Origin of the sequence: Paraburkholderia monticola, assembly GCF_001580545.1 — a bacterium.
Taxonomy (GTDB): Bacteria; Pseudomonadota; Gammaproteobacteria; order Burkholderiales; family Burkholderiaceae; genus Paraburkholderia; species Paraburkholderia monticola.
In genome coordinates this window covers 146,834-171,626 of record NZ_LRBG01000011.1, presented here as the reverse complement: position 1 = coordinate 171,626, position 24,793 = coordinate 146,834, and the positions used below count along the sequence as shown (strand labels likewise).

General features: G+C 67.9%; 21 protein-coding genes. 6 read left to right on the top strand and 15 right to left on the bottom strand.

Going from position 1 to position 24,793, the window contains the following annotated elements:
- Positions 1 to 40: 40 nt before the first annotated feature.
- From xdhA to guaD, 5 genes are all read left to right on the top strand, one after another.
- Positions 41 to 1,579 (top strand): xanthine dehydrogenase small subunit, encoded by a 1,539-nt coding sequence (xdhA, locus tag CI15_RS14465; RefSeq protein WP_062128860.1) that lies wholly within the window; start codon positions 41 to 43, stop codon positions 1,577 to 1,579.
- The gene (xdhB, locus tag CI15_RS14460; protein ID WP_062128858.1) at positions 1,579 to 4,059 is read left to right on the top strand and encodes a xanthine dehydrogenase molybdopterin binding subunit; all 2,481 of its coding nucleotides are present in this window, start codon (positions 1,579 to 1,581) and stop codon (positions 4,057 to 4,059) included. The genes xdhA and xdhB overlap by 1 nt, the downstream gene beginning before the upstream one ends.
- Positions 4,040 to 5,056, top strand: a complete 1,017-nt coding sequence (gene xdhC, locus CI15_RS14455) for a xanthine dehydrogenase accessory protein XdhC (protein WP_062128856.1) — start codon at positions 4,040 to 4,042, stop codon at positions 5,054 to 5,056. The genes xdhB and xdhC overlap by 20 nt, the downstream gene beginning before the upstream one ends.
- Positions 5,057 to 5,127: 71 nt before the next feature.
- Entirely contained in the window at positions 5,128 to 6,177 is a 1,050-nt protein-coding gene (locus CI15_RS14450; RefSeq protein ID WP_062128854.1) for an adenosine deaminase, read from the top strand.
- Positions 6,178 to 6,328: 151 nt separating this feature from the next.
- The gene (guaD, locus tag CI15_RS14445) at positions 6,329 to 7,702 is read left to right on the top strand and encodes a guanine deaminase (RefSeq protein ID WP_062128852.1); all 1,374 of its coding nucleotides are present in this window, start codon (positions 6,329 to 6,331) and stop codon (positions 7,700 to 7,702) included.
- A gap of 24 nt (positions 7,703 to 7,726) precedes the next feature.
- Here guaD and CI15_RS14440 read toward each other — a convergent pair whose 3' ends face one another.
- Complete coding sequence (locus CI15_RS14440) at positions 7,727 to 8,971, bottom strand: NAD(P)/FAD-dependent oxidoreductase (protein WP_062128850.1); 1,245 nt, start codon at positions 8,969 to 8,971, stop codon at positions 7,727 to 7,729.
- Positions 8,972 to 9,109: 138 nt separating this feature from the next.
- Between CI15_RS14440 and CI15_RS14435 the strand changes: the two genes are divergently transcribed.
- Positions 9,110 to 9,847 (top strand): class I SAM-dependent methyltransferase, encoded by a 738-nt coding sequence (locus CI15_RS14435; RefSeq protein WP_062128848.1) that lies wholly within the window; start codon positions 9,110 to 9,112, stop codon positions 9,845 to 9,847.
- A gap of 7 nt (positions 9,848 to 9,854) precedes the next feature.
- Here CI15_RS14435 and CI15_RS14430 read toward each other — a convergent pair whose 3' ends face one another.
- From CI15_RS14430 to CI15_RS14365, 14 genes are all read right to left on the bottom strand, one after another.
- Positions 9,855 to 10,277, bottom strand: a complete 423-nt coding sequence (locus CI15_RS14430) for a hypothetical protein (protein WP_062128844.1) — start codon at positions 10,275 to 10,277, stop codon at positions 9,855 to 9,857.
- Between the two features lie 82 nt (positions 10,278 to 10,359).
- Positions 10,360 to 11,598 (bottom strand): beta-ketoacyl-[acyl-carrier-protein] synthase family protein, encoded by a 1,239-nt coding sequence (locus CI15_RS14425; protein ID WP_062128842.1) that lies wholly within the window; start codon positions 11,596 to 11,598, stop codon positions 10,360 to 10,362.
- Entirely contained in the window at positions 11,595 to 12,821 is a 1,227-nt protein-coding gene (locus CI15_RS14420) for a beta-ketoacyl-ACP synthase (RefSeq protein ID WP_062128841.1), read from the bottom strand. The genes CI15_RS14425 and CI15_RS14420 overlap by 4 nt, the downstream gene beginning before the upstream one ends.
- Positions 12,821 to 13,546 (bottom strand): 3-ketoacyl-ACP reductase FabG2, encoded by a 726-nt coding sequence (locus CI15_RS14415; RefSeq protein WP_062128839.1) that lies wholly within the window; start codon positions 13,544 to 13,546, stop codon positions 12,821 to 12,823. The genes CI15_RS14420 and CI15_RS14415 overlap by 1 nt, the downstream gene beginning before the upstream one ends.
- Positions 13,543 to 14,037: an ApeP family dehydratase gene (locus CI15_RS14410; RefSeq protein WP_062128837.1), complete on the bottom strand. Its 495-nt coding sequence runs from the start codon at positions 14,035 to 14,037 to the stop codon at positions 13,543 to 13,545. Before CI15_RS14410 ends, CI15_RS14415 begins: the two co-directional genes overlap by 4 nt.
- Entirely contained in the window at positions 14,037 to 15,221 is a 1,185-nt protein-coding gene (locus CI15_RS14405) for a beta-ketoacyl-[acyl-carrier-protein] synthase family protein (protein WP_062128835.1), read from the bottom strand. Before CI15_RS14405 ends, CI15_RS14410 begins: the two co-directional genes overlap by 1 nt.
- Positions 15,218 to 17,701, bottom strand: coding sequence for an MMPL family transporter (locus CI15_RS14400; protein ID WP_062128833.1), 2,484 nt, complete (start codon positions 17,699 to 17,701; stop codon positions 15,218 to 15,220). The genes CI15_RS14405 and CI15_RS14400 overlap by 4 nt, the downstream gene beginning before the upstream one ends.
- On the bottom strand, positions 17,701 to 18,399 hold the full coding sequence (locus tag CI15_RS14395; protein ID WP_062128831.1) for a LolA family protein: 699 nt from the start codon (positions 18,397 to 18,399) through the stop codon (positions 17,701 to 17,703). Before CI15_RS14395 ends, CI15_RS14400 begins: the two co-directional genes overlap by 1 nt.
- Positions 18,387 to 18,827, bottom strand: coding sequence for an acyl-CoA thioesterase (locus CI15_RS14390; protein ID WP_062128829.1), 441 nt, complete (start codon positions 18,825 to 18,827; stop codon positions 18,387 to 18,389). The genes CI15_RS14395 and CI15_RS14390 overlap by 13 nt, the downstream gene beginning before the upstream one ends.
- A complete protein-coding gene (locus tag CI15_RS14385; RefSeq protein WP_062128828.1) occupies positions 18,824 to 20,443 on the bottom strand; it encodes an HAL/PAL/TAL family ammonia-lyase in 1,620 nt (539 codons plus the stop codon). The genes CI15_RS14390 and CI15_RS14385 overlap by 4 nt, the downstream gene beginning before the upstream one ends.
- A complete protein-coding gene (locus CI15_RS14380) occupies positions 20,430 to 22,178 on the bottom strand; it encodes a glycosyltransferase family 2 protein (RefSeq protein ID WP_062128826.1) in 1,749 nt (582 codons plus the stop codon). The genes CI15_RS14385 and CI15_RS14380 overlap by 14 nt, the downstream gene beginning before the upstream one ends.
- Positions 22,178 to 23,875, bottom strand: a complete 1,698-nt coding sequence (locus CI15_RS14375) for an ApeI family dehydratase (RefSeq protein ID WP_062128825.1) — start codon at positions 23,873 to 23,875, stop codon at positions 22,178 to 22,180. The genes CI15_RS14380 and CI15_RS14375 overlap by 1 nt, the downstream gene beginning before the upstream one ends.
- The gene (locus tag CI15_RS14370; protein ID WP_062128823.1) at positions 23,872 to 24,540 is read right to left on the bottom strand and encodes a COG4648 family protein; all 669 of its coding nucleotides are present in this window, start codon (positions 24,538 to 24,540) and stop codon (positions 23,872 to 23,874) included. The genes CI15_RS14375 and CI15_RS14370 overlap by 4 nt, the downstream gene beginning before the upstream one ends.
- A complete protein-coding gene (locus tag CI15_RS14365; RefSeq protein ID WP_062128821.1) occupies positions 24,540 to 24,791 on the bottom strand; it encodes an acyl carrier protein in 252 nt (83 codons plus the stop codon). The genes CI15_RS14370 and CI15_RS14365 overlap by 1 nt, the downstream gene beginning before the upstream one ends.
- Between the last annotated feature and the right edge of the window lie 2 nt (positions 24,792 to 24,793).

The following is a 24,793-nucleotide window of genomic DNA, read 5'->3' as shown; positions in this document are numbered from 1 at the left end:
GCGTAACGCGCGCCCGGTCCGCACTGTCTTTCGATTCGCCATGACAACGCAAACCATCCGCTTCTACCACCAGGGGTCCGTCCGCGAGGTTGCGGGCGTACCGGCGACGCGCACCGTGCTGCAGCACCTGCGCGAGGACCTGCGTTGCACCGGCACCAAGGAAGGCTGCGCGGAAGGCGATTGCGGCGCGTGCACGGTCGTGATCGGCGAACTCGACGCGCGCGGCGGCCTTGCGTTGAAGGCCGTCAACGCCTGCATCCAGTTCCTGCCGACACTCGACGGCCGCGCCCTCTTCACCGTCGAAGACCTGCGCGCCGCGAACGGCGCGCTGCATCCGGTGCAGCAGGCGCTGGTCGACTGCCACGGATCGCAATGCGGTTTTTGCACGCCCGGCTTCGTGATGTCGATGTGGGCGCTCTACGAGAACCAGCCCGCCGGCGCAGGCCTGCCGACCCGCGACCAAATCGACGCCGCGTTATCCGGCAATCTGTGCCGCTGCACGGGCTACCGGCCGATCGTCGAGGCCGCGCAAAAGATGTTCGACTACGCGCAGCATCCGCGTGTCGCGCTCGATCGCGAGACGATCGCGGCCACGCTGCGCACGCTGCAACGCAAGGACACCTTCGAATACAGCGCGCCCGACGCACGCGGCGCCGCGTTCGGCTCGGCCACCTTCCACGCCCCGCTCACACTCGACGCATTCGCGACGCTGCGCGCGCGCCACCCGGATGCACGCATCGTCGCGGGCAGCACCGACGTCGGCTTGTGGGTCACCAAGCAGTTCCGCGATCTCGGCGACCTGCTTTACACGGGCAACGTGGCGGAGCTGAAGACGATCGCGCACGATGCGCAAACGCTGACGATCGGCGCCGCGGTCACGCTCGAAGACGCGTACGCTGCGCTCGCCGCCGACTACCCCGAGCTCGCCGAACTCTGGACGCGCTTCGCCTCGCTGCCGATCCGCAACGCGGGCACGCTCGGCGGCAACGTCGCGAACGGCTCGCCGATCGGCGATTCGATGCCGGCACTGCTCGCGCTCGGTGCCGAGGTCGTGCTGCGCCACGATCGCGCGAGCCGCACGCTGCCGCTCGATGCGTTCTACCTCGGCTATCAGAAAACCGCGCTCGCGGCCGGCGAATTCGTAAGCGCGCTGCGCGTGCCGCGCCCTGCCGGCGCGCTGCGGTTTCGCACCTACAAGGTCGCCAAGCGCTACGACCAGGACATCTCGGCGGTGTGCGCGGCGTTCGCGCTGCACGTCGCGGCAGATGGCACGATCCGCGCGCCGCGCGTCGCGTTCGGCGGCATGGCGGCGACGCCGAAGCGCGCCGCGCACGCCGAAGCCGCACTGAACGACGCGGCGTGGAACGAAGCGACCGCCCTGCGCGCGATGGACGCGCTCGCCGCCGACTACCAGCCGCTCACCGACATGCGCGCGTCGAGCGCGTACCGGCTGAAGGTCGCGCGCAATCTGCTGTGGCGCTTCTACCTCGAAACGCGCGACGACGCGCCGCTCGCGCTCTGCGACGTGAACGCGTTCGCCTTCGAAGCCAACGCCATCGTCGCGAAGGAGTCGCCGTAATGAACCGCACCGATGCCTTTATCGAACGCGCGGACGAGCAAGCGTCGCCGAACGACACCACGAGCGACGCGTCGATCGGCGTGCCGCTGCCGCACGAATCCGCCGCGCTGCACGTGAGCGGCGAAGCGACCTACACCGACGACATCACCGAGCTGCACGGCACGCTGCACGCGGCGCTCGGCCTGTCGCGCCATGCACATGCGCGCATCGTATCGATGGATCTCGACGCGGTGCGCAACGCGCCCGGCGTGATCGCGGTGCTGAGCGCCGACGATATCCCCGGCGAAAACAATTGCGGCCCGGTGCTGCACGACGATCCGATTCTCGCCGACGGCGAAGTGCTGTACCTTGGCCAGCCGGTCTTCGCGGTGATCGCCGAAACTCACGAGCTCGCCCGCCGCGCGGCCGCGCTCGCGAAAAGCGACGACGTGATCCGTTACGAACCGCTCGAGGCGATCCTCACCGCCGCCGACGCCAAAGCCGCCAGGCAGTTCGTGCTGCCGCCGCTGCATCTGCGGCGCGGCGATCCCGACGCGAAGATCGCCGCGGCGCCCCATCGCCTCGCCGGCACGTTCGAGGTCGGCGGCCAGGAGCAGTTCTATCTCGAAGGCCAGATCGCCTATGCGCTGCCGAAGGAAATGGACGGCATGCTCGTCTATAGCTCGACGCAGCATCCGAGCGAGATGCAGCAGGTCGTCGCGCATATGCTCGACTGGCCCGCGCACAACGTCGTATGCGAATGCCGGCGCATGGGTGGCGGTTTCGGCGGCAAAGAATCGCAGTCGGCGCTGTTCGCTTGTGTGGCCGCGCTGGCCGCGCAACGCTTGCGTCGGCCGGTCAAGCTGCGCGCCGATCGCGACGACGACTTCCTGATCACCGGCAAACGTCACGACGCGGTCTACGAATACGAAGCGGGCTTCGACGATCAGGGCCGTCTGCTTGGCGTGCGCGTCGAAATCGCCTTGCGTGCGGGCTATTCGGCCGATCTGTCGGGTGCGGTCGCGACGCGCGCGGTCTGCCACTTCGACAACGCGTACTACCTGTCCGACGTCGATATCGTTGCGCTGTGCTGCAAGACCAACACGCAGTCGAACACCGCGTTTCGCGGCTTCGGCGGACCGCAGGGCGCGCTCGTAATGGAGGTGCTGCTCGACAGCGTCGCGCGCGAGTTGCGGCTCGATCCGCTCGACGTGCGGCTCGCGAATTACTACGGCGTCGGCGAACGCGATACGACGCCCTATGGACAACACGTCGAAGACAACGTCATCGCGCCGCTGACCGACGCGCTGCTCGATTCGAGCGACTATCGCGCACGTCGCGCGGCGCTCGCGGAATTCAACGCGACGAGCCCGGTGCTCAAGCGCGGCCTCGCGTTTTCGCCGGTCAAGTTCGGCATCTCGTTCAACGTGCCGTTCCTGAATCAGGCCGGCGCGCTCGTGCACGTGTACAAGGACGGCTCCGTGCTCGTCAATCACGGCGGCACCGAGATGGGCCAGGGGCTCAACACGAAGGTCGCGCAGGTGGTCGCGAATCAGTTCGGCTTGCCGTTGTCGCGCGTGCGGGTCACCGCGGCCGATACGTCGAAAGTCGCCAACACGTCGGCGACCGCGGCCTCGACCGGCAGCGATCTGAACGGCATGGCCGCCGAAGACGCCGCGCGGACGATCCGCGCGCGGCTCGCCGAACTCGCGGCGCGCCAGCTCGGCGGCGCCGCGAACGAGGTGCGGTTCGCGCACGGCAGCGTGTCGGTGAACGGCGGTGCGCTGCCGTTCGAACAGCTCGTCAACGCCGCGTATCTCGCGCGCGTGCAACTGTGGTCGGACGGCTTTTACGCGACGCCGAAAGTGCATTGGGACGCGAAAACGCTGACCGGTCATCCGTTCTATTACTTCGCCTATGGTGCGGCGGTGTCGGAGGTCGTCGTCGATACGCTGACCGGCGAGTGGAAACTCGTGCGCGCGGACGTGTTGCACGACGCGGGCCAGTCGATCAATCCGGCGATCGATCTCGGCCAGATCGAAGGCGGCTTCATTCAGGGCATGGGCTGGCTCACGAGCGAAGAGCTATGGTGGAACCGCGACGGCCGCCTGATGACGCACGCGCCGTCGACCTACAAGATTCCCGCGGTCAGCGACACACCCGCCGCGTTCCACGTGCGGCTCTACGAGAACAGCAACGCGGAGCCGACCGTGTTCCGCTCGAAGGCAGTGGGTGAGCCACCGCTATTGCTGCCGTTCTCGGTGTTTCTCGCGATTCGCGACGCGATCGCGGCCGCGGTGCCGGGCGCGCCACATGCTCCGCCGTTGCGCGCACCGGCAACGCCCGAGGCGATACTCGATGCGCTGGACGCGCTGCACGACGCCAACCCGGCCGAGCCCGCCGCGCGCCTGCCAGGCGCCGACACCCGCACGCAACCCGCCGCACCAGCACCTCAAGCGGCCACGTATGGAGAATCGCCGGATGCAAGCCTGGCTCACTGACCTGCAACATCTGCTCGCGCACGGCGACGCGGCCGTGCTGGTGACGGTCGCGCGCGTCGAAGGTTCGGCGCCGCGCGAAGCCGGCACGAAGATGATCGTCACGCGCGAGGCGGCCAAACATACGATTGGCGGCGGCCATCTCGAATGGAAGGCGATCGAGACCGCGCGTCAGGTGCTGCGCGACGGCATGCGCGCGCCGCACATGCGGCGGCTCGAACGCTTCGCGCTGGGACCGAGCCTCGGCCAGTGTTGCGGCGGCGCCGTGGTTCTCGCATTCGAGCGGCTCGACGTCGGCGATCTCGGCTGGATCACCTCGCTCGTCAAGCGCCTCGCGGCGGGTCAATCGACGGTGCGTAGCGTATCATTCGGCCCCGCCCCGGATGCGGTGATGCTGTCCGAGCCCGAGCCCGGCATCGACGCCGCCGACTGCCTGCTGTGGGACGGCGCCGGTTTCGACGACAGCAGCGCGCTCCTGACCGAAACGATCGCGCCGGGCGAGTTCGCCGTCGTGCTGTTCGGCGCGGGCCACGTCGGCGCGGCGCTCGTGCGCGTGCTTGCGACACTGCCGTGCACGGTGCGCTGGGTCGACGAACGCGACGCGCAGTTTCCGGCGCTCGATACGCTGCACGCGCCGAACGTGACGATCGACGCGAACGACGCGCCCGACGAGGCGATCGATCAGGCCGCGCCGCACACGTACTTCGTCGTGATGACGCACAACCACGCGCGCGATCTCGAACTGGCCGAGCGCATCCTGCGGCGCCGCGATTTCGCGTTCTTCGGCATGATCGGCTCGCACACCAAGCGCAAGCAGTTCGAGCACCGGCTCGCCGCACGCGGCATCGATCCGGCGTGGATCGCGCGCATGAAGTGTCCGCTCGGCGTCGACGGTATCGTCGACAAGTCGCCCGAGATCATCGCGATCTCGGCGGCCGCGCAGGTGCTGCAGGCCGTCGAAGCGAACGCGGGCGCGCGCCACGCGACCCAGGCGCTCTGACACGCGATTCGTGCCGGTCGGCTACCCCGGCTACCCCGGCTACCCCAATAAACACACAATTCCAAATCACCATGAATACGACAACCGCTACCCCCGTTTCTTCCAGCACGCTCGCCGACAAAACCACGCGCGCGCCGAAGGCCGAACTGCATATCCACATCGAAGGCTCGCTCGAACCCGAGCTGATTTTCGCGCTCGCGCAGCGCAACGGCGTGAAGCTCGCCTACGACTCCGTGGAAGCATTGCGCGCCGCCTATGCGTTCACCGACCTGCAATCGTTTCTCGACATCTACTACGCGGGCGCGAGCGTGCTGCTGCACGAGCAGGACTTCTACGACATGACGATGGCCTACGTCGAGCGCTGTCTCGCCGACAACGTCGTGCATAGCGAAATCTTCTTCGATCCGCAGACGCACACCGAACGCGGCGTGCGGATCGCCACCGTGGTGGCGGGCATCGAACGCGCGCTCGCCGACGCGGAACAGCGCGGCATGTCGAGCAAGCTGATCCTGTGCTTCCTGCGCCACCTGTCCGAGGACGATGCGCTCGCCACCTTCGACGAAGCGCTGCCGCTGTTCGAGCAGTACAAGCACCGGCTGATCGGCGTCGGTCTCGATTCGTCGGAGCGCGGCCATCCGCCGTCGAAGTTCGAGCGCGTGTTCGCGAAGGCGCGCGCGCTCGGTCTGAAGCTCGTCGCGCATGCGGGCGAGGAAGGCCCGCCGTCGTATATCTATGAAGCGCTCGACGTGCTGAAGGTCGACCGCGTCGATCACGGCGTGCGCAGCATCGAGGACCCGGCGTTGGTCACGCGCCTCGCCGACACACGCGTCGCGCTGACCGTGTGCCCGCTGTCGAACCTGAAGCTGTGCGTGTTCGACGACCTGACCAAACACACGCTGAAAGACCTGCTCGATCACGGCGTCGCGGTGACCGTCAATTCCGACGATCCGGCCTATTTCGGCGGCTACGTGAACGCGAACTATCTGGCGACGATCGACGCGCTGAAGCTCGACGACGCCGAGGTCTACACGATCATTCGCAACGGCTTCGAGGCGTCGTTCGTGACGCCCGAGGAACGCGCAACGCTGATCGGCAAGCTCGACGCGCATTGGCGGCAGTAAGCCGCGCGCTGACGGATTTCAACTGACGGGCCTCGACTGACGTCGTCGGCCGCCGGCTTCGCTTCGTTCGGGCCTCGACCACGACCCGAACCGGCGAGCCGTTGCCGCTGGCTTCGTCGCCCAGCTTTTAACATTCGGAGACAGCTTTTCCATGACTGAATCGGCTCATAGCGCGCCAGCGGCACAAACGGCGCAAACGGCATTCCGTGCGCAACTGCTGACTTTCAACGGCGACCCGGCGCATGCGCCGAACGCCGCGGTGTTCCACGAGGACGGTCTGCTGATCGTCGAAAACGGCCGCGTCGTCGCGGCGGACGCGTACGCGGCGCTGGCGCCGCGACTCGCGCCCGGCACCCAGGTCGTGGAGCGGCGCGACAAGCTGATCGTGCCGGGCTTCATCGATACGCACATCCACTATCCGCAGACCGACATGATCGCCTCGCCGGCGCCGGGTCTGCTGCCGTGGCTCGACACCTACACGTTCCCGACCGAGCGCCGCTTCGCCGATCCCGCGCACGCGCGCGACACCGCGAGCTTCTTCGTCGACGAACTGCTCGCCTGCGGCACCACGACCGCGCTCGTGTACTGCACGGTGCACAAGGAATCGGCCGATGCCCTCTTCGCCGAGAGCGAAGCGCGCAATCTGCGCATGGTCGCGGGCAAGGTGCTGATGGATCGCCACTGCCCCGAGTTCCTGCGCGACACAGCGCAATCGGGCTACGACGACAGCGCCGAGCTGATCGGCCGCTGGCACAATCGCGGGCGGCAACTGTACGCGCTCACGCCGCGCTTCGCGCCGACCTCGACCGAAGCACAACTCGAAGCGTGCGGCGCGCTTGCGCAACTTCATCCGGACGTGTTCATCCAGAGCCATGTCGCGGAGAACACCGACGAAGTCAAATGGGTCGCCGATCTGTTCCCCGGCCACCGCAGCTATCTCGACATCTACGATCACTACGGCTTGCTGCGCCGTCGCGCGGTGTACGGCCATTGCATCTACCTCGACGACGAGGACCGCAAGCGCATGGCCCAAACCGGCGCGCTTGCCTCGCACTGCCCGACGTCGAACCTGTTCCTCGGCAGCGGCCTGTTCGACTTCGAGAAGGCCGACTCGGCCGGCATGCCGATCGCGCTCGCGACCGACGTCGGCGGCGGCACGTCGTTCTCGATGCTGCAGACCATGAACGAGGCGCACAAGGTCGCGCGCCTCGGCGGTCATCATCTGACGGCGACGCGGATGTTTTATCTCGCCACAGCCGGCGCGGCCGAAGCACTCGATCTCGCCGATCGGGTCGGCACGCTGAGAGACGGCTCGGAAGCAGACTTCGTCGTGCTCGATCCGCAGGCGACGCCGCTGCTCGCGCGCCGCACGGCGCGGCGCGAATCGCTGGAGGAGTTGCTGTTCGCGTTCGCGTTGCTCGGCGACGATCGCGCGGTGTACGAAACGTATGCGGCCGGCAAACGCGTGCATCGCCGCGACGACGCGCGCCAGCATGTGCCGGGGCGCGCGAAGATCGCGGCGTGACGCTGGTTGGGGCTGAGGCGCGCCTCAGCCCTGCTTGCACACCTCATACAACGTGTTGAGCCGCCGCACCGGGTCCGCGACATACGGATTCGACTCGTCCCACGCATAACCGGCGAGCACCGCGCAGATCATGCGACGGATCGTCGGCGTCTGCTCCGGGTAATAGATGATGTCCTGCAATTCGCCCGTGTACCAGCGCTCGACGAACGCACGGAACGTATCGATGCCCTTGCGCAACGGCGCGTCGTAATCGGCTGACCAGTCGACCGTCTCGCCGTCGAGTTGGCGGTTCAGCGCGCGCGCCGCCAGATGCGCGGAGCGCAGCGCAATCGTCACCCCCGATGAGAACACCGGATCGAGAAACTCGCCCGCATTGCCGAGCAGCGCGTAGCCCGGCCCATGCAGACTCGCGACGTTCGCCGCGTATCCACCGATCTGCCGCACCGGCATCAGGAACGGCGCCTGCCCGATCAGCCGGTTCAGCGTCGGCTCCTGCTGGATCAGCGCGCGCAACGTCGCCTCGCGCTGCGCTTCCGGCACATCGAGAAAGCTCGCCTCGGCGACACATCCGACCGACGAGCGGCCGCCCGCAAGCGGAATCATCCAGAACCACACGTCGCGACGCTCGGGATGCGTCGCGATGCAGATCTTGTTGCGATCGATGTCGTCGAGCGCGAGGCCGTCGCGCACGTGCGTGAAGAGCGCGGCGCGCGTCGGCATGCCGGTCGGCGCTTCCAGCTTCAGCAGGCGCGGCAGCACGCGCCCGAAACCGCTCGCATCGAGCACGAAACGCGCTTCGACCTGATACGCGCTGGCGCTTTCGTCAACCACGTCGAGCACCGGCGCCGCACCCGTCCGCACTGCGCTCACCGTGTGGCCAAACCGCACGTCGGCGCCCTGCCCGGCCGCGCAGCGAATCAGCACGTCGTCGAACAACGCGCGCTCGACCTGATAGGTCGTGCCCCAGCCCGGCGAATGTTTGTCGCGAAAGTCGAACGACGAGCACTGATCGCGATACACGAAGCACGCGCCGTTCTTGTACTGGAAGCCCGCCTCGACGACGGCCTGCAACATGCCGGCCTCTTCGAGATAGGCCATGCTTTGCGGCAACAGGCTCTCGCCGATCGAAAAACGCGGAAAGTGCTGACGCTCGAGCACCAGCACCGAGCGGCCGGCTTTGCGCAACAGCGCGGCGGCCACCGCGCCGGCCGGACCCGCGCCGATGATCGCGACGTCGACTACGGTCCGTCTTGAAGAATCGCTATTCAACTCACTGCTCCAACGGTTTGCATGCGTTGCTGCGACGCATGCGGGGTTTCATGCAGCACGCAACATCGCGCGATGCACGGTCTTGTCGCTACAATCCTGCCTCCACAGCAAGAACAACGTTTCGCCGGGGAGTGCAGCGTGTCGTCATCCGAACAACCCAGCGTGCCCTTCGTGCCGGAGACGGCCTTTGGAATCTGGTTCCTGCGCACGCACACGTGGGAGCACCACGTGTTGCGCGTCGCGATCAATGACCTGAAGCGCCTGATCGATGCGCCCTTGCCCGACGCGCCGGTCATCGTCGATGTCGGCTGCGGGCAAGGTATTTCGTTTCGCCTGCTCGCCGCTGCGTTCAGGCCGCGCCGCATCGTCGGCGTCGATTTTCATGCGCCGTCGCTGGCGCTCGCCGCCCGCGCCGCGCAAGCGTGCCGCGATGCGGTCGCCGACATCGAAGTGATGCACGGCGACTGCGCGCAACTGCCGTTGCCCGATGCGAGCGCCGACATCGTGTTCTGCCATCAGACCTTCCATCATCTCGTCGAGCAGGAACGCGCGCTCGCCGAGTTCCGCCGCGTGCTCAAACCCGGCGGTGTGCTGCTGTTCGCCGAATCGACCGATGCGTACATCAAGTCGTGGGTGATCCGGCTGTTGTTCCGTCATCCGATGCAGGTGCAGAAGAGCGCCGACGGCTATCTCGACATGATCCGTCAGGGCGGCTTCAGCTTCGCTCCTCGCAACGTATCGTTGCCCTACCTGTGGTGGAGCCGCGCGAAAGACTTCGGTCTGCTCGAGCGGCTCGGCCTGTACCGGCCGCAACCCGGCAAGCGTCGCGAGACGCTCGTCAATGTCGCGGCCGTGAAGAAGACCGACGAAGCCTAGCGCAACCTCAACCCGCGTCCAGCACCACCAACTGGCCGCGCACCGCGATCGCGGCCGCGCTCGGGCTCACGCCGCAGGTGAAGTCGGTCGACGAGTTCGTTTCGGTGCTATGAAAGCGCGTCGACACCTCGATCACCGCATTCGCATGACGCTCGCGCGCCGCCGCGCGCAGCTTGCCGACCGCTTCGGCGAGCGCCAGGTGGCACGCTTCATTCTGGTCCGACACCTTGCGCGCGATCCGCACCGAGTACGAGACCTCGCCGAGCCGCGTTTTCACCGGCTGATGATTCTGAGCGCCGAAATACACCGGCACCTCGCCGCGCGATTCGGCCCCCGACGCCGCGAACGGCAGCGACTTCACTTCCGTGGCGCAGCCAGCCTGCGTCAAGACCACCACCGACATCGCTGCCACCAAAGCAAGCTTTTTCATTCTTATCCTCTTCCCTGTTTGCGGATTAGCGGCCGCTTCCATGTTGCGCGGCCAGGTGTCGTGGCGAACCGCCGCGTCCGACTCAAACGCCTCGCCACGTTTCGAACATCAGGCTTGCGCAACTGCCGCCAAAGCCGAATGAAACCGACATCGCCGTGTCGATGCTCGCCGCGCGCGCGGTGCGCACGAGCGGCATGTCGCGCACCTGCGGCTCCGGCGTATCGAGCTGGGCCGTCCCGGCGATAAAACCATCGCGCATCATCAACAGCGTATAGATCGCTTCGTGCGCGCCGCATGCGCCGAGCGAATGCCCGGTCATGCCCTTGGTCGACGAAAACGCGGGCACGCCCTCAGCCGATGCGCCGAACACGTCGCGCAACGCTTGCAGCTCTTCGAGATCGCCAAGCGGTGTGGACGGCGCATGCGTGTTCACGTAGTCGGGACGGCGCCCCGCCGCTTCGAGCGCACCGCGCATCGCGCGCGCGATGCCGGCCGCGCGCGGCGCGACCATGCCCGCGCGATCGGTGCAATCGCCGAAGCCCGTCAGCTCCGCGTGGATGCGCGCGCCGCGCGCGAGCGCGTGATCGAGCGCTTCGAGCACGAGCACGCCGCCGCCCGACGCGATCACAAAGCCGTCGCGCTGCGTATCGTACGGACGCGAGGCGCTGTGCGGCGTGTCGTTGAAACGGCGCGACAGCGCGCCCATCGCGTCGAACATCAGCGTCATGTTGTCGTGCAGCGCTTCGCTGCCGCCCGCCAGCACGATCTGCTGACGGCCGGTCTGGATCAATTGCATCGCCTGCCCGATCGCGAGTGCCGAGGTCGTGCATGCCGACGACGGCGAATAGCTGACGCCTTCGAGCCCGAACATCTGCGCGACGTTCGCCGACGCGGTGCTGCTCATCGCATGCGGCACCGTGTACGGGGGCACCTTGTCGACGCCGCGTGTTTGCGCGATTGCCAGCGCCGCGTCGTAGCTCGCCATCGTGCCGACGCCCGAGCCGATCACGACGCCCGCGCGCGGCGACTGCAGCGCTGCCAATGCGAGCCCCGCATCGTCGATGGCACGTCTCGCCGCGTGGCACGCAAAGCGCGCGGTGTCGCCCATGAAGCGTTCCAGCTTGCGCTCGAACGGCGGCTCGTGCGCAACCGACGCGACGCCCGCGACCTGCGACGCGAACCCGCGCTCGCGCCATGCATCGATACGCTCGACGCGCGAACGTCCTTCACGCAAGGCAGCCGACACTTCGTCGAGCGTATTGCCGAGACACGACACGATGCCCATGCCGGTCACGACCACGCGTTGCAGGCCGACGCTCATCGAACGCGCCGGAAAATCAGCGACGTGTTGATGCCGCCGAACGCGAAGTTGTTGCTCATCACATACTCGGCGTCGATCTCGCGCGCGCCGCCGACGATGTAATCGAGCGGCGCACAGGCCGGATCGATGTGGTCCAGATTCAGCGTCGGCGCGTACCAGTTGCGCTTCATCATCTCGATCGTCCACCACGCCTCGATCGCGCCGCACGCGCCGAGCGTATGGCCGACATAGCTTTTCAGCGAGCTGATCGGCATGCGCGCGCCGAAGGTCTGCGCGGTCGCCTGGCTTTCGGCGATGTCGCCGCGATCGGTCGAGGTGCCGTGCGCGTTCACATAGGCGATCGCCTCGGGCCGCAATTGCGCGTCGCGCAGCGCGAGCTGCATCGCGAGCGCCATCGTGTCGGCGGTCGGCTGCGTCATGTGCGCGCCGTCCGAGTTGCAGCCGAAGCCGACCACCTCGGCGTGAATTCGCGCGCCGCGCGCGAGCGCGTGTTCGTACTCTTCGAGCACGAGCGTCGCCGCCCCCTCGCCGACCACGAGGCCGTCGCGCGCGGCGTCGAACGGACGCGGCGTAAGCTGCGGCTCGTCGTTGCGCGTGCTGGTCGCGTACAGTGTGTCGAACACGGCGACCGCCGGGCCCGACAACTCTTCCGCGCCGCCCGCGAGCATCAGCGTCTGCTTGCCGGCCTGGATCGCCTCGAAGGCGTAGCCGATCGCCTGGCTGCCCGATGCGCACGCGCACGAGGTCGGGATGATGCGGCCTTTCAGATCCCAGAACAGGCTCACGTTGACGGCCGTCGTGTGCGGCATCATCTGCACGTAGCTGTTCGAGGTGACGTTGGTCATCGTGCCGGTTTCGAGCATCGTGCCGAACGCGCGGATCGGCTGCACGGAGCCCGACGACGAACCGTACGCGACGCCCATGCGGCCGTCGGCGATGCTCGGGTCGTCCGCGAGCCCCGCGTCGGCGAGCGCAAGTTCGCTCGCGCGCACCGAGTACAGCGACACGGGGCCCATCGAGCGGACCTTCTTGCGTGGATAGTGCGCGGGCGTCGCGAACGCTGGTAGGGGGCAAGCCAGGCGCGTATGCAGCGACTCGAAGTAGTCCCACTCGGGCATGCGCCGCACCGCGTTCTCGCCGCGTGCGAGGCGCTTCTCGACCGCATCCCAGCTATCGCCGAATGCGGTCACGCCGCCCATGCCGGTAATGACGACGCGCTTCATCAGATCATCCCGCCGTTCACGCCGATCACCTGGCGCGTCACATACGACGCGCCATCCGACATCAGAAAGCTCACGACCGAGGCGACCTCGGCCGGCTGGCCGACGCGGTTCATCGGCACGGTCTTCAACGCGTGATCGAGCGTCATCTGTTCGAGCATGCCGGTTTCGATCAGCCCCGGCGCGACGCAGTTGACGGTGATGTTGCGCGACGCGAGCTCGACCGCGAGCGCCTTGCTCGCGCCGATCAGTCCCGCCTTCGCCGCGCTGTAGTTGACCTGGCCGCGATTGCCCATCACCCCCGACACCGACGCGATCGTGACGATGCGCCCGCCCTGGCGCGCGCGCACCATCGGCATCGTCAGCGGATGCACGACGTTGTAGAACGCGTCGAGGCCAGTTTCGATCACGACGTCCCAGTCTTCTTCGGTCAGCGCCGGAAACGCGGCGTCGCGCGTGACGCCCGCGCTGCACACGATGCCGTAGTACGGACCGTTTGCGGCGACGTCCGCTTCGAGCGCCTCGCGGCACGCGGCACGCTCGCGCACGTCGAATTGCAGCACGCGCGCCGTGCCGCCCTGCGCGGCGATGCCCGTCGCGACCGCGTCGGCTTCGCTGCGTCCCGTGCGGCAATGCACGGTCACGGCAAAGCCGTCGGCGGCCAACTTGTACGCAATCGCGCGGCCGATGCCGCGGCTTGCGCCGGTAACGAGAACTCGCCGGCTCATGAACTGACACTCCCTTCGATGAATGACTGGAAATCGGGTGGTTGAAATACCTTGACGACGGCTTCGGCGCAGCGCGTGTCGCCATCGTCGATCGTGCATTCGTAGGCGGCGTGGCCTGCCTCGCTGCGCAGCAGCTCGCTCACGTGAACGCGCAAACGCGCGCCGCCGCGGAACGCCGGCTGCAGCGCCTGATAGCTGCGCGAGCCGAGCAGCACGCCGGGACGCGCCTGACCGCCGCCGCGCATCGCGACCAGCGCGATTTGCGCGGCGATCGCCTGCGCCATCAGCTCGATGCCGATCCACGCGGGCATCGCGCCGGCCGCGTCGGCATACCATGCGTGCGGGTCGACGTTGGCGAAGGCGCTCAACGTGGTGTCGGCGAACGAATCGATCGCATCGAGCAGCAGCATGCTGCCGCGATGCGGGATGATCGCTTCGATCGGCTGCCGCACGAGTTGCTCGACGGTGAGTGGCTCAGTCGTCATGCGCATCACCGGGCGAGGATCAGGCTGACATTGCTGCCGCCGAATGCGAACGAATTGCTCATGACGTACTGCGTGCCCGTGCCGCGCGGCAGAGCGCGCGCGCCATCCACGAGATCGAGCGCGGGCAGCGCGGGATCGGCCTCGCCGTCCCACAGATGCGGCGGCAGCGTCGAGTTCTCGCGCGCTAGCGTGAGCCACGCGAAGCCGAGTTCGGTCGCGCCGGCCGCGCCGAGCTGGTGGCCCGTCAGCGGCTTGGTGCCGCTCGCGGCGACGCCGTCGGGGAACACGCGCGACATCAGATGCGCTTCCATTTCGTCGTTCTTCTGCGTGGCGGTCGCGTGCAGATTCACATAGCCGACCGCCGAGGCCGCGATGCCCGCGTCCGCCAGCGCCTCGCGCAAGGCCATTTCGCCGCCGACGCCCTGCGGGTCCGGCGACGAGATATGGTGCGCATCGCTCGATTCGCCGAGGCCCGCGAGCCGCACCGCCGCTTCGTCGCGGCTCATCAGGAACACGGCCGCGCCCTCGCCGACGTTGATACCGCGGCGATTGCGGCTCATCGGATTGGTGCGCGCGTTACTGGTCGATTCGAGCGAGGCGAAGCCCTGCACCGTCAACTCGCACAACGAATCGACGCCACCGACCACAACGGCATCGCACAACTGCAATTGCAGCAGCCGGCGCGCCGAGGCGAACGCCTTGGCGCTCGAGGTGCACGCGGTCGAGATCGTGAAGGCCGGGCCCTGCACGCCGAGCGCGGCCGCCGCAAACGGCGCGGCCGTGCCGATTTCCATCTGCCGGTAGTTGAAGCTGCCCGGCAACTCGCCGGCCTGGGCGTGATAGACGAACGCGGTTTCGGCCGCCTCGATGCCCGACGTGCTGGTGCCGAGCACGACGCCGATGCGCTCCGGGCCGTAGCGCTCGCGCGCGGCCTCGAGCGCGGGCGCGATCTGCGCGAGCGCGGCGAGCAGCAAGCGGTTGTTGCGACAGTCGTAGCGGGCGAGATCGGCGCGCGGCGCGAGATCGAGCGGCGCAAGCACGCTGCCGACGAACGCATCGCCGATGCCGGTATGCACGTTACCCATGCCGGGCGAGCGCGCGGCGGCGAGCGCCGGCACGATCTCGTCGACGTCGCCGCCGAGTGCGTTGATCATGCCGAGTGCGTGCAAATAAACTGATGGCGCTTTCATGCCGCCCTCCGTGATTCCGATGGCCTGCCCGCGGTCTTGCCCGCGGTCTTGCCCGATGACTTGCCCGTGGGCATCCCGATAGGTGCGAGCAGCACCGCGACCGCGATGCCGAGCGCGAGCGTCGTGCCGAAGCTTTTCAGCGCGGGCATCGCGCTGATCCCGAGCATGCCGAACGACAACAACGCGGTGGCCGCCGACAACAACACGCCGGTCCACACCGCGCCGAGATCCGCAGCGTCGCGCGCACAGCCTTCGCGCAGAAACACCGCATAGTTTGCGCCGACGCCGAGCACCAGCATCAGCGCGAGCCAGTTGAACAGATTGAGCGTTGCACCCGCGTAGCCGAAGATCGCCAGCGCGACGCCGACCGCGAGCAGCACGGGCAAGGTCGTGGCGACGCCGCCGCGCGCCCCGTAGCGCAGCATCAGCAGCACGCACACGAGCGCGAGCGTGCCGCCGAGCCACCAGCCGGTATCCACGCGATACTCGCCGAACAGCTTCGACACACTCGCGGCCTTGTCGACGAACACGACGCCGGGCAGACCGTGCGCGAGCGCGATCAGCGCGGGCTCGTTGCGCGGCGTCACGCCCTGCGGGATCACGACGGCCGCATACCCTGTAGCCTGCGTTGCATTGGCTTCGCTCGATCCCACCGCGCCGAGCCACAAATGCCGATACGGCTGCGACCAGGGCGCCGCGAGCCAGCGCTCGACGGTGAACGGCACCGGCGGCTTCGCGAAAGCGCCGAGCCACGCGTCGGCCACTTCATCCTTGAAGCCCGCCTGCAGCAGCGTCGCGCGCAAGGCAGCGGGGTCGTTGAACACTTGCCGCGCGAGCAGCGCGCGAGCTTCGCTCTGGCGCTGCGCGGACGGCACGAACTGCACGACCGACTGATAGCCGCCGACGCTATCCGCGGTGCCGTTCAACGCATCGAGCTTGGCGCCGAGCGCTTCGGCGCGTTGCAGCACCGCTTCCTCGGTCGCGCCGCGCACGACGAAAAACTGCGCGCTGTTATCGACGCCGACCGCCGCGCGCACCGTGTCTTCCTGCGCGACCAGCGACGCGTCGCGCTGGATCAGCAGATGGATGTCGTCGTCGCTGGTTAGACGTAGCCAGCCGGGCACGCAGACGATCAGCAGCAGCGCCGCGACGAGCCACGCGCGCTTGCCGCCGAGCGCATGCTGCCAGCGCGCGAGCAGCCACGCCGCGCCCGTGAACAGGCGTCGCGGGTTGCGCTTCGGCGCGCGCGTGAGCAACGCGGGCAGCAGCCACAGCACCGACGCGAACGCGGTCGCGATGCCCACCATCGCGAAGCACCCGATCTGTTTCAAGGCCGGGAAAGGCACCCACATCAGGATTGCGTAGCCGAGCAGGCTCGTCGTCAGCGCGACGCCGAGCGCGGGCCGCACCATGCGCGCGCCGCGCCGCGCATCCCAGTCGCGGCCCGCGCCGAGATAGACGACGAAATACTGGATCGAATAATCGACGGCCTCGCCGATCAGGCTCGCGCCGAACACGAGCGTCAGCAGATGCAGCTTGCCGAAGATCAGCAGCGTCGCCGCGAGCGCACAGACGATGCCGAGCGCGGTCGAGACGAAACCGAGCAGCAATAGACGCGGCGAGCGGAACACCCACATCATCAGCAACGCGATGCCGGCGAGCGAGGCGATGCCGATCACGTGCACCTCGCGTTCGGACGCGCTGCGCGCCGCCTCGGCGTAGAACACGGCGCCGGCGCGCGCGACGGCGAGATCAGGGAACGCCTCGCGCAACGCGCTTTCCGCGTCGGCGAGCGCCGCGTGCACCGCGCGCTGCGTCTTCGTTTCGTAGGCGGAGCCCGGCAGCGTCGCGACGAGCAGCACGCTGGTCGTGTCGCCCTGCGCGTCGTGACGATGCGACACCAGCAGGTTGTCCTCGACGTCGAGATTCGACGTCGCGAGCGGCAGATTGCCGAGCCAGCGTTCGAGCCAGCCGAACGGATCGTCGGCAAGCTGGGTGCTCAGGCCGCCCTGCAGCGGGCTGTAGATGCGTTGCGCGAGCATGTCGTGCAGCGTCGTCGGGCTTGCGTTCGTGAGCGCAGTGCGATCGGCCGGTCCGAGCAGGCCGAAGCGATACGGCTGGTACAGCGCCGCGATCTGCGACAGATCGAACGGCGGCAGCTCGGTCGTCACCGAGGCGAACGCCCCGCTCTTTTGCAACGACGCGCCCAGTTGCTTCGCTGCCGCTTTCGCATGCGCATCGTCGCGGCTCGTGACGAGCAGCACGGTGCGATCCCCGAGCGCGCTCGCGAGCGTGTCGACCGCTTTTTCGGCGACCGGGTCCGCTTCGGTCGCGGGCAGCAGCGCGAGCAGATTGGTTTCGAGCGGCGACGCTCCCGCGAAGCGCCAGCCGCAATAAAGCGCCGCCAGCAGCGCGAGCACGAGCCATGCGGCACGCACGCCCCATGCGCATTTCGCGGATCGCTGCTGCAGCATGTCCATCACGGCGCTCCGAACAGGTTGCGCTCGTCCGGCGTCGGCTCGGCGACGGCCGTGCTGTTGGCGAATTCGAGCTTCGTCACGTCGCCGTTCGCGAGCGTGATGCGCAGGGTTTGCAGAAAATCGCCGCCGCTCATGTCGAGGCCCTTGATCGATTGCGCGAGCTGCGGCTGGTTCGGCGTGAGCCGCAGGCGCCATTGCGCGGCACTGCCTTCGGCGCTCACGTCGAACTGCGAGTACAGCGCCGATAGATCGCCGCCCAGCATCGCGCGCATCATCTTCGAGACCTGGGCGACGCCGCGCGTGCCCTGTGCGCCATGCGTGCTCACGCGATGGCCGCCGGCGTCGACCTGCGCGACGCCCGCATCGGTGATCACGTAGGTGGCCTTGTACGGTGTGTCGATCTGCCAGATCACGCCGCGCTCGCGGAAGAACAGCAACGTGCCGTTGCTGACGAGCGGCTGCTTCATCGCGGCGAGCGTCTGGGTCTGCGTGAATTGCGAGCGCACCCCCTTGGCCTGCGCGAGATGCGCGGCGATCTGCGAGACGAGCGCGGCGTTGGCGTTGGCGTTGTTCGTGCTAGCAGCCGCGTTGCTTGCGGTGGCCGCATCGACCGATGCCGTTGACAATGCAAGCGCTCCGATCACTACCGCGAGCCGCGACACGAGCGCCGTTGCCGCACGCCGATTCATCGTGCCCATACGCGCTCCAGCTTTTCGAATACGACCGGCGGCGACACGAACTGCAATTCCTCGGTGGCGGCATCGACGGCGACCTGGATCGTATAGCCCTTCGTGAGCCGCGCGCCCGATGCGCAATCGACGATTTCATAGCCTATTTTCAGGCGGTTTTCGTATTCGAGCAGTTCCGCGCGCACTTCGAGCTTCTGCCCGTACACGGCCGGCCGCACGTACTTCAGATGCGCCTCGACGATCGGCCACACATAGCCGGACGCCCGCATCTCGCGATAGTCGTAGTCGAACGCGCGCAACAGCGCCGCGCGCCCCATCTCGAAGTACTTCAGATAATTGCCGTGCCAGCACACGTTCATCGCGTCGACGTCGTGAAACGCCACTTCGACGATCGCGCTCGCGACGAGCACGTGCTGAGTTTTCGCGGGCTCGCTCATGCGTCGGCTCCCTGACGATCGTCGTCCATGTCCAGCAGATCGCACGCGGCAATGCGCGCGCACAACGCGCGCAGTTCGCCTTCGAGCGCTCGGTCCTCGTCGACGAAGGGCGAATGCGTGCCCACCTCGTCGATGAATACGCGCAGCGGCGCCGGCACCGGCGTCGTGCCGTCGATGCGCAAGCGCAGCCGCACGGCCTGCACCGTCGCGAGCGTGTGCGCGGCGGCGACCTGCTCCGTCAATTCGAGCACGCGCAGGCAGTCGCGCGCGGCGATCGTGCCCATGCTGACCTTGTCCTGATTGTGCGCCTCGGTCGAGCGCGAAAACACGCTCGCGGGCATCGTGTTCTTCAGCGCCTCGGCGGTCCATGCGGACGACGAAATCTGCACCGCCTTGAAGCCGTGATTGATCGCCGCGCGTGCGGGCGCCGCGCCCGACAGGTTGCGCGGCAAGCCGTTGTTGAAGTTGACGTCGACGAGCAACGCGAGCTGCCGGTCCATCAGATCCGCCAGATTGGCGACGGCGACCTTCAGTGCGTCCATCGCAAACGCGATATGGCCGCCATAGAAGTTGCCGCCGTGCAAGATGCGTTCGTTGTCGGGATCGACGAGCGGATTGTCGTTCGCGCTGTTCAGCTCGTTTTCGACGTCGCGGCGCACCCAGCCGAGCGCATCGCGCGCGACGCCGATCACGTGCGGCGCGCAGCGAATCGAATAGCGGTCCTGCAGACGATGCCCCGGCGTGTCGGCGCGGCCGGCCAGATCGGCGCGGATCCATGCGGCCGCTTCGGCCTGGCCCGCGTGCGGCTTGACCTCGAACAGCGTGGCGTCGAAGTGCGCGGCACGGCCGTCGAGCGCGACGGTCGACAGCGCGGTCAAGCGCGCGGCAAGCCGCGTCAGATGCTCGGCGCGCGCCACCGCGAGACACGCGAGGCCGGTCATCACGGCCGTGCCGTTCATCAGCGCGAGGCCTTCCTTCGGCGCGAGCGTCAGCGGCTCGACACCGAGCTCGCTCCACACGTCGCGCGCCGCGCGCAAGTCACCGGCGTACTGCACGTCGCGCTCGCCCACGAGCGCGGCCGCCACATACGACAGCGGCGTCAGATCGCCGCTCGCGCCGACCGAGCCCTCGGACGGAATGCGCGGCAACACGCGATGATTGATCAAGTCCACGAGGCGTTCGAGCAGCACCGTACGCACGCCCGAAAAACCATACGCGAGCGAATTGAGACGCGCAGCGATCACCGCGAGGGTTTGCATGTCGTCGAGATATGCGCCCATGCCGCAGCCGTGATAACGCGTCAGTTGCAGCGGCAAGGCCTCGACGAGCGCCATCGGCACGTCGACCACGCAGGCGTCGCCGTAGCCGGTGTTGACGCCGTACACGGTCGCGCCGGCGGCCAGCTGGCGGCGCAGGAACGCCGCGCCGCGCTCGATGCGCGCACGCCACGCGGCGTCGTCGCTCAGTGCGACGCACGCACGCTGCCGCGCGATCGCGACGACCTCGTCGATCGTCAGCCGGCGCGCGCCGAAGACCACAGGCGCAAGGTCGGCATCGCCGGCGGTATTCGCCACGACGCCCGCATACCGGGCATCGTTCAGATCATGTTCGGCCATTTGCGCCTCGTTTGGAGCTGGCCCAGAAATCGAAGAAGTTGAACCATTGATAGGGAGCCTTGCGGCAATAGTGTTCGAGGCGCAGCGCGTAGCGTTGCGCCCACGCAGCCAGATGCTGCGCGCGCTCGCGGCGTGGCAGTTCGATGCGCTCCGCGAACGGCTCGAAATACATCCGGTAGCCGTCGCGTTCCTTCAGGCAGAAGAACAGATAGACCGGGCAGCCTAGCGCATGCGCGAGCACATAGGGCCCTTGCGCGAACGGCGCGCTCGCGCCGAGGAACTGCGCGTCGGTGGTGCGTCCCACTTCGCGCGCCGGCACCCGGTCGCCGACGATCACCAGCAGTTCGCCCGCATCGATGCGCTGCTGCATCAGCACCGCGGTCTCGGGACCGAAGTCGCCGACTTCGAGCAGATGCCGCGCGAAGTCGCGATTCGACGACGCCAGCACCTGATTGAAGCGGCGCGCGTGCTCGGTGTAGACGACCGCCGTGACCTTCGCGTGGTCGCCCCGCACGGCGAGCGCGCGCATCATCTCCAGATTGCCGAGGTGCGCGCCGATCACGAGCGCGCCCTTGCCGCTCGCGATCAATGCTTCGAACGCCGAAGGATCGTCGAACGTGACGTCGGTGTCGTCGACGCGGCCGGTCCACGCGGCGAGCTTGTCGAAGCCCGATTGCGCGAACGCGAGCATATGGCGATACGCCGACAGCCAGCCCGGCCGCGGCGTATCCGCGGACGGCGCGACCGCGTGCAGATGCGTAAAGTAGTCGTCCGACGCGGCGCGCGCGGCGCGGCCCGTCAGCAGGAAATACGCGACCACCGGATGCAGCCACAGCGCCGTGAAGCCGCGCCCGAACAGCTTGCAGCTCAGCGCGAGCAGGCTCATGCCGAGATGGCTGCCGCGCTCGGCGATGCGCCACCAGGCTTCGGGGCGTGGCTCGACGGCGCGCTTTTCCGCGCGCTCATTCGCCGTTTCATCCACCACGCCACGGCGCGGCATCACCTTGTGCGCGAGCAGCATCGGCAGACGCCACAGCATCCCGAGCACGAGCCGCGTATGGCTGCGGCTGATGCGCACGTTGTCCCACAGCACGTCGAAATGCGAGACGCCGTCGGCAGCATAAGTCACGCGCGTCGGGATCGAGCGGAACGCGGCGCGCCGCCAGTGGAGACGCACGAGGATCTCGATGTCGAAGTCCATGCGCGTCGGCAATTGCACGCTGTCGATCAGCTCGCAGGCGAGCGCGAGCGGATACAGCCGGAAGCCGCACATCGAATCGCGGATCGTCAGCGACAGCGTCTCGATCCACACCCACACGTGGGTCAGATAGCGGCCATAGAGACGTGCCTTCGGTACGCTGTCGTCATAGACCGGACGGCCGAGAATCACCGCGCCCGGTTCGGCACGCGCGGCATCGATGAAGCGCGGCACGTCGGTCGCGTCGTGCTGGCCGTCGGCGTCGATCTGCAGCGCGTGGGTGTAGCCCGCGGCGCGCGCGGCGCGTAGGCCCGCCATCACCGCCGCGCCTTTGCCGCCGTTTTCAGGCAGGCGCAACAGCGTCATCTGCCGCGCGTACTGCAGCGCGAGCGCGGCGAGCACCTGCTGGGTCGGCGCGTCGCTGCCGTCATCGACGACGAAGATCGGCAGGCCGTGCACCGCGAGATGCGCGACGGTCGCGCCGATCGCGTCCTTGTGGTTGTAGATCGGAATGACGATGCAGGGCGCGAATTTCATCAGGCGTCCTCCCGATGCACCAGCACGCCCGATGCGCATTCGCGTCCGTCGAGCCGGTACGCGAACTGCACGCGCCGGCGCGCGACGTCATAGGCGAGTGTGAGCTCGAGCACCGCACCGGGCGACACCGGCGCCATGAACTTCAACCGATCAACCGACGCCACCTCACGCACCCGCGGCCAATGCCCGGCCGCGAGCCGCACCGCCCAGTCGACCTGGACGACGCCCGGCAGAATCGGCAGGCCCGGAAAGTGACCGGCGAAATGCACCAGCGAGAGCGGCACGCGCAGCACGTAGTGCAGCGTCTCGCCTGCGCGCGTTTCGGCCAGCACCTCCATGCCCTCGGCGCGCGGCGCGAACGCCGCTGCGACCGCGCTCGCGGGCAGCTTGCCGCGCGCGTCGAACGGCAGGCTCACGCGAAAACGCCAGTGACGCGGCAGCACGACCGCATCGAAGTAATTGGCCAGGTGCCGCCGCAGCGTTTTCGCGAGCGCCACGCGGCCTTCGTCGCGCAACGCCGTGCTGCCCGCTTCGGTCAGCGCGACCACCGCGCCGACGCGTTCGCGCGACGCGCCTTCGAGCGCCACCAGCGCCGCCTGCGCAACATACGGATGCAGCGCGAGACGCGCTTCGAGCTCGGGCAGCGAGACACGTTTGCCGCCGAGCTTCAGCACGCGATCGAGGCGCCCCTGCAAACGGAAGCGCCCATCGGCATCGAACGCGATGCGGTCGCCCGTGCGGTGCCAGCCGTCGTGATCGAGATGCGGCGAGCGCACGCACAGCGCGCCATCGTCGTCGCCTCTTACCTCGGCACCGGCGACCGTCTGCCACGCGTCGCCCTGATCCTGGCGCCGCCACGCGATGCCGCCGGTTTCCGTGCTGCCGTAGATTTCGAGCGGCGCCGCACCGAAGGTCTGCGCATAGGGCTGCGCGGCATCGGCCGAGAGCGGACCGCCCGACGAAAAGAACGCGCGCGGCGCGGGCATCAGTGCGGCGAAGCCTGGCAACGCAGGCCAGCGCGACAGTTGCGCGGGCGTCGAGACGATCGCCGTCGCGCCGCATTGCGCGATGCGCGCCTGCAATTGCAACGGCTCCATGCCGATCGCGCGATCGAACGCGCGGCCGGCCGCGAGCGGCCACAACAGGCGAAACAGCAGACCGTAGATATGGTGATGCGGCACGCTCGCGAGCATCGTCGCGTCGCCGATCAAGGCGCCCCACTGCTGTTCCAGCGTGTGGACTTCGGCGTTGAATTGCGCGAGCGTCTTGCGGATCGGCTTCGGCGTGCCGCTGCTGCCGGACGTGTAGAGCGTGAGCGGCGCGTGCGGGTCGATCGGGTAAGCGGTATGGATGGCGGCATGCGCGTGCCCATGCCCCGCCGCGACGAACGGCGGCAGGTCCGCATCCGTCAGCAGGAAGTCGTACGCGCCCGCGAGATCGGCGAGATAGCCCGGCGTTGCGTTGGCTGGAATCACCGGCTCCTTGCCGCACGCGAACAGCGCGAACAAGGCGCACGCGAACTCGAACGGATCGTCGATACACAGTGCGCAGCGCGACGCGTCGTGCGTTTGCACGAGCGCGATCAAGCCCACGACGCGCGCGCGAAACGCCGCCCGATCGAGTAGCACGGCACCGTCGCGGCACACCGGTGCGGCAAGCTCGGCCTCGGCCGACAACAGATCATGCAACGCGATCATGCCGCCCCCGATCCCGTCCGCGCCGCGCGCGGCAGCACGATGAGGCGCCGCCAGACGTACTCGGCCGCCAGCAGCACGCCGATCAGCCCATACGCGATGATGCCGTTGTACAGCGACCAGCTCGCACGGCTCCAATACAGCGCGGTATAAGCGGAAAACGCGCCGTTCAGCACGAAGAACGCGCACCACACCTGCGTGACGCGCCGCGTATAGCGCACCGCGCCCGGCGGCAGATCGGGACTGCCGAGGCGCGCGAATTTTTCGATCATCGACGGCCCGCGCACGAGCGTCGCACCGAACGCGATCAGCAGGCCAAGATTGACGAGCGACGGATAAAAGCGCAGCAGCAGCTCGCTATCGGTGACGACGATCGCCACCGACGCGCCGCTGAGCAGCACCACCACGGCCCAGTCGAGCGCGGAAAACTGCCGCAACGGCATCGCGACCGGACCGCCGCCGACCCAGCGTTGCAGCCACAAAGTCACGAGCAGCAAGCAGCCGACGAGGCGTGGCGCGTCCCAGTGCCAGGCGCACAGAATCAGCGCGGGGTACGCGAGTTTCAGCAGCACCTGCACGACGGTCCTGCTCCAGTGAGGCCGCGAGCCGGATTCGCTGGCGGCGGGATGTGGCTCTGACATTTGCGTGCGCGAGCGCGCGGCCGGCATCAGCCCTGCGCCGCGAGCAGCGATTCGACCGCGCCGATCACGTCGCCGACCGTGCGCACGGTCTTGAAGTCCTCGGGCTTGATGCGGCGACCGGTCATTTCCTGCAGCTTGATCGCGAGATCGACCGCGTCGATGCTGTCGAGATCGAGGTCTTCGAACAGGTGAGCGTCGGGCGTCACGCGCTCCGGCTCGATCGCGAAGTTCTCCTTGAAGATCGCGCGGATGCGCTCAAGAATCTCAGTCTCAGACACGG

Excerpts from the sequence above, each read along its gene's own strand:
- CI15_RS14425 (WP_062128842.1), bottom strand. The coding sequence starts at position 11,598 with ATGAGCGTCGGCCTGCAACGCGTGGTCGTGACCGGCATGGGCATCGTG.
- xdhC (WP_062128856.1), top strand. The coding sequence starts at position 4,040 with ATGCAAGCCTGGCTCACTGACCTGCAACATCTGCTCGCGCACGGCGAC.
- CI15_RS14385 (WP_062128828.1), bottom strand. The coding sequence starts at position 20,443 with ATGGCCGAACATGATCTGAACGATGCCCGGTATGCGGGCGTCGTGGCG.
- CI15_RS14420 (WP_062128841.1), bottom strand. The coding sequence starts at position 12,821 with ATGAAGCGCGTCGTCATTACCGGCATGGGCGGCGTGACCGCATTCGGC.
- CI15_RS14375 (WP_062128825.1), bottom strand. The coding sequence starts at position 23,875 with ATGATCGCGTTGCATGATCTGTTGTCGGCCGAGGCCGAGCTTGCCGCA.
- CI15_RS14395 (WP_062128831.1), bottom strand. The coding sequence starts at position 18,399 with ATGGGCACGATGAATCGGCGTGCGGCAACGGCGCTCGTGTCGCGGCTC.
- CI15_RS14370 (WP_062128823.1), bottom strand. The coding sequence starts at position 24,540 with ATGCCGGCCGCGCGCTCGCGCACGCAAATGTCAGAGCCACATCCCGCC.
- CI15_RS14430 (WP_062128844.1), bottom strand. The coding sequence starts at position 10,277 with ATGAAAAAGCTTGCTTTGGTGGCAGCGATGTCGGTGGTGGTCTTGACG.
- xdhB (WP_062128858.1), top strand. The coding sequence starts at position 1,579 with ATGAACCGCACCGATGCCTTTATCGAACGCGCGGACGAGCAAGCGTCG.
- CI15_RS14410 (WP_062128837.1), bottom strand. The coding sequence starts at position 14,037 with ATGCGCATGACGACTGAGCCACTCACCGTCGAGCAACTCGTGCGGCAG.
- CI15_RS14380 (WP_062128826.1), bottom strand. The coding sequence starts at position 22,178 with ATGAAATTCGCGCCCTGCATCGTCATTCCGATCTACAACCACAAGGAC.
- CI15_RS14390 (WP_062128829.1), bottom strand. The coding sequence starts at position 18,827 with ATGAGCGAGCCCGCGAAAACTCAGCACGTGCTCGTCGCGAGCGCGATC.
- CI15_RS14400 (WP_062128833.1), bottom strand. The coding sequence starts at position 17,701 with ATGGACATGCTGCAGCAGCGATCCGCGAAATGCGCATGGGGCGTGCGT.
- CI15_RS14450 (WP_062128854.1), top strand. The coding sequence starts at position 5,128 with ATGAATACGACAACCGCTACCCCCGTTTCTTCCAGCACGCTCGCCGAC.
- CI15_RS14405 (WP_062128835.1), bottom strand. The coding sequence starts at position 15,221 with ATGAAAGCGCCATCAGTTTATTTGCACGCACTCGGCATGATCAACGCA.
- guaD (WP_062128852.1), top strand. The coding sequence starts at position 6,329 with ATGACTGAATCGGCTCATAGCGCGCCAGCGGCACAAACGGCGCAAACG.
- CI15_RS14415 (WP_062128839.1), bottom strand. The coding sequence starts at position 13,546 with ATGAGCCGGCGAGTTCTCGTTACCGGCGCAAGCCGCGGCATCGGCCGC.
- xdhA (WP_062128860.1), top strand. The coding sequence starts at position 41 with ATGACAACGCAAACCATCCGCTTCTACCACCAGGGGTCCGTCCGCGAG.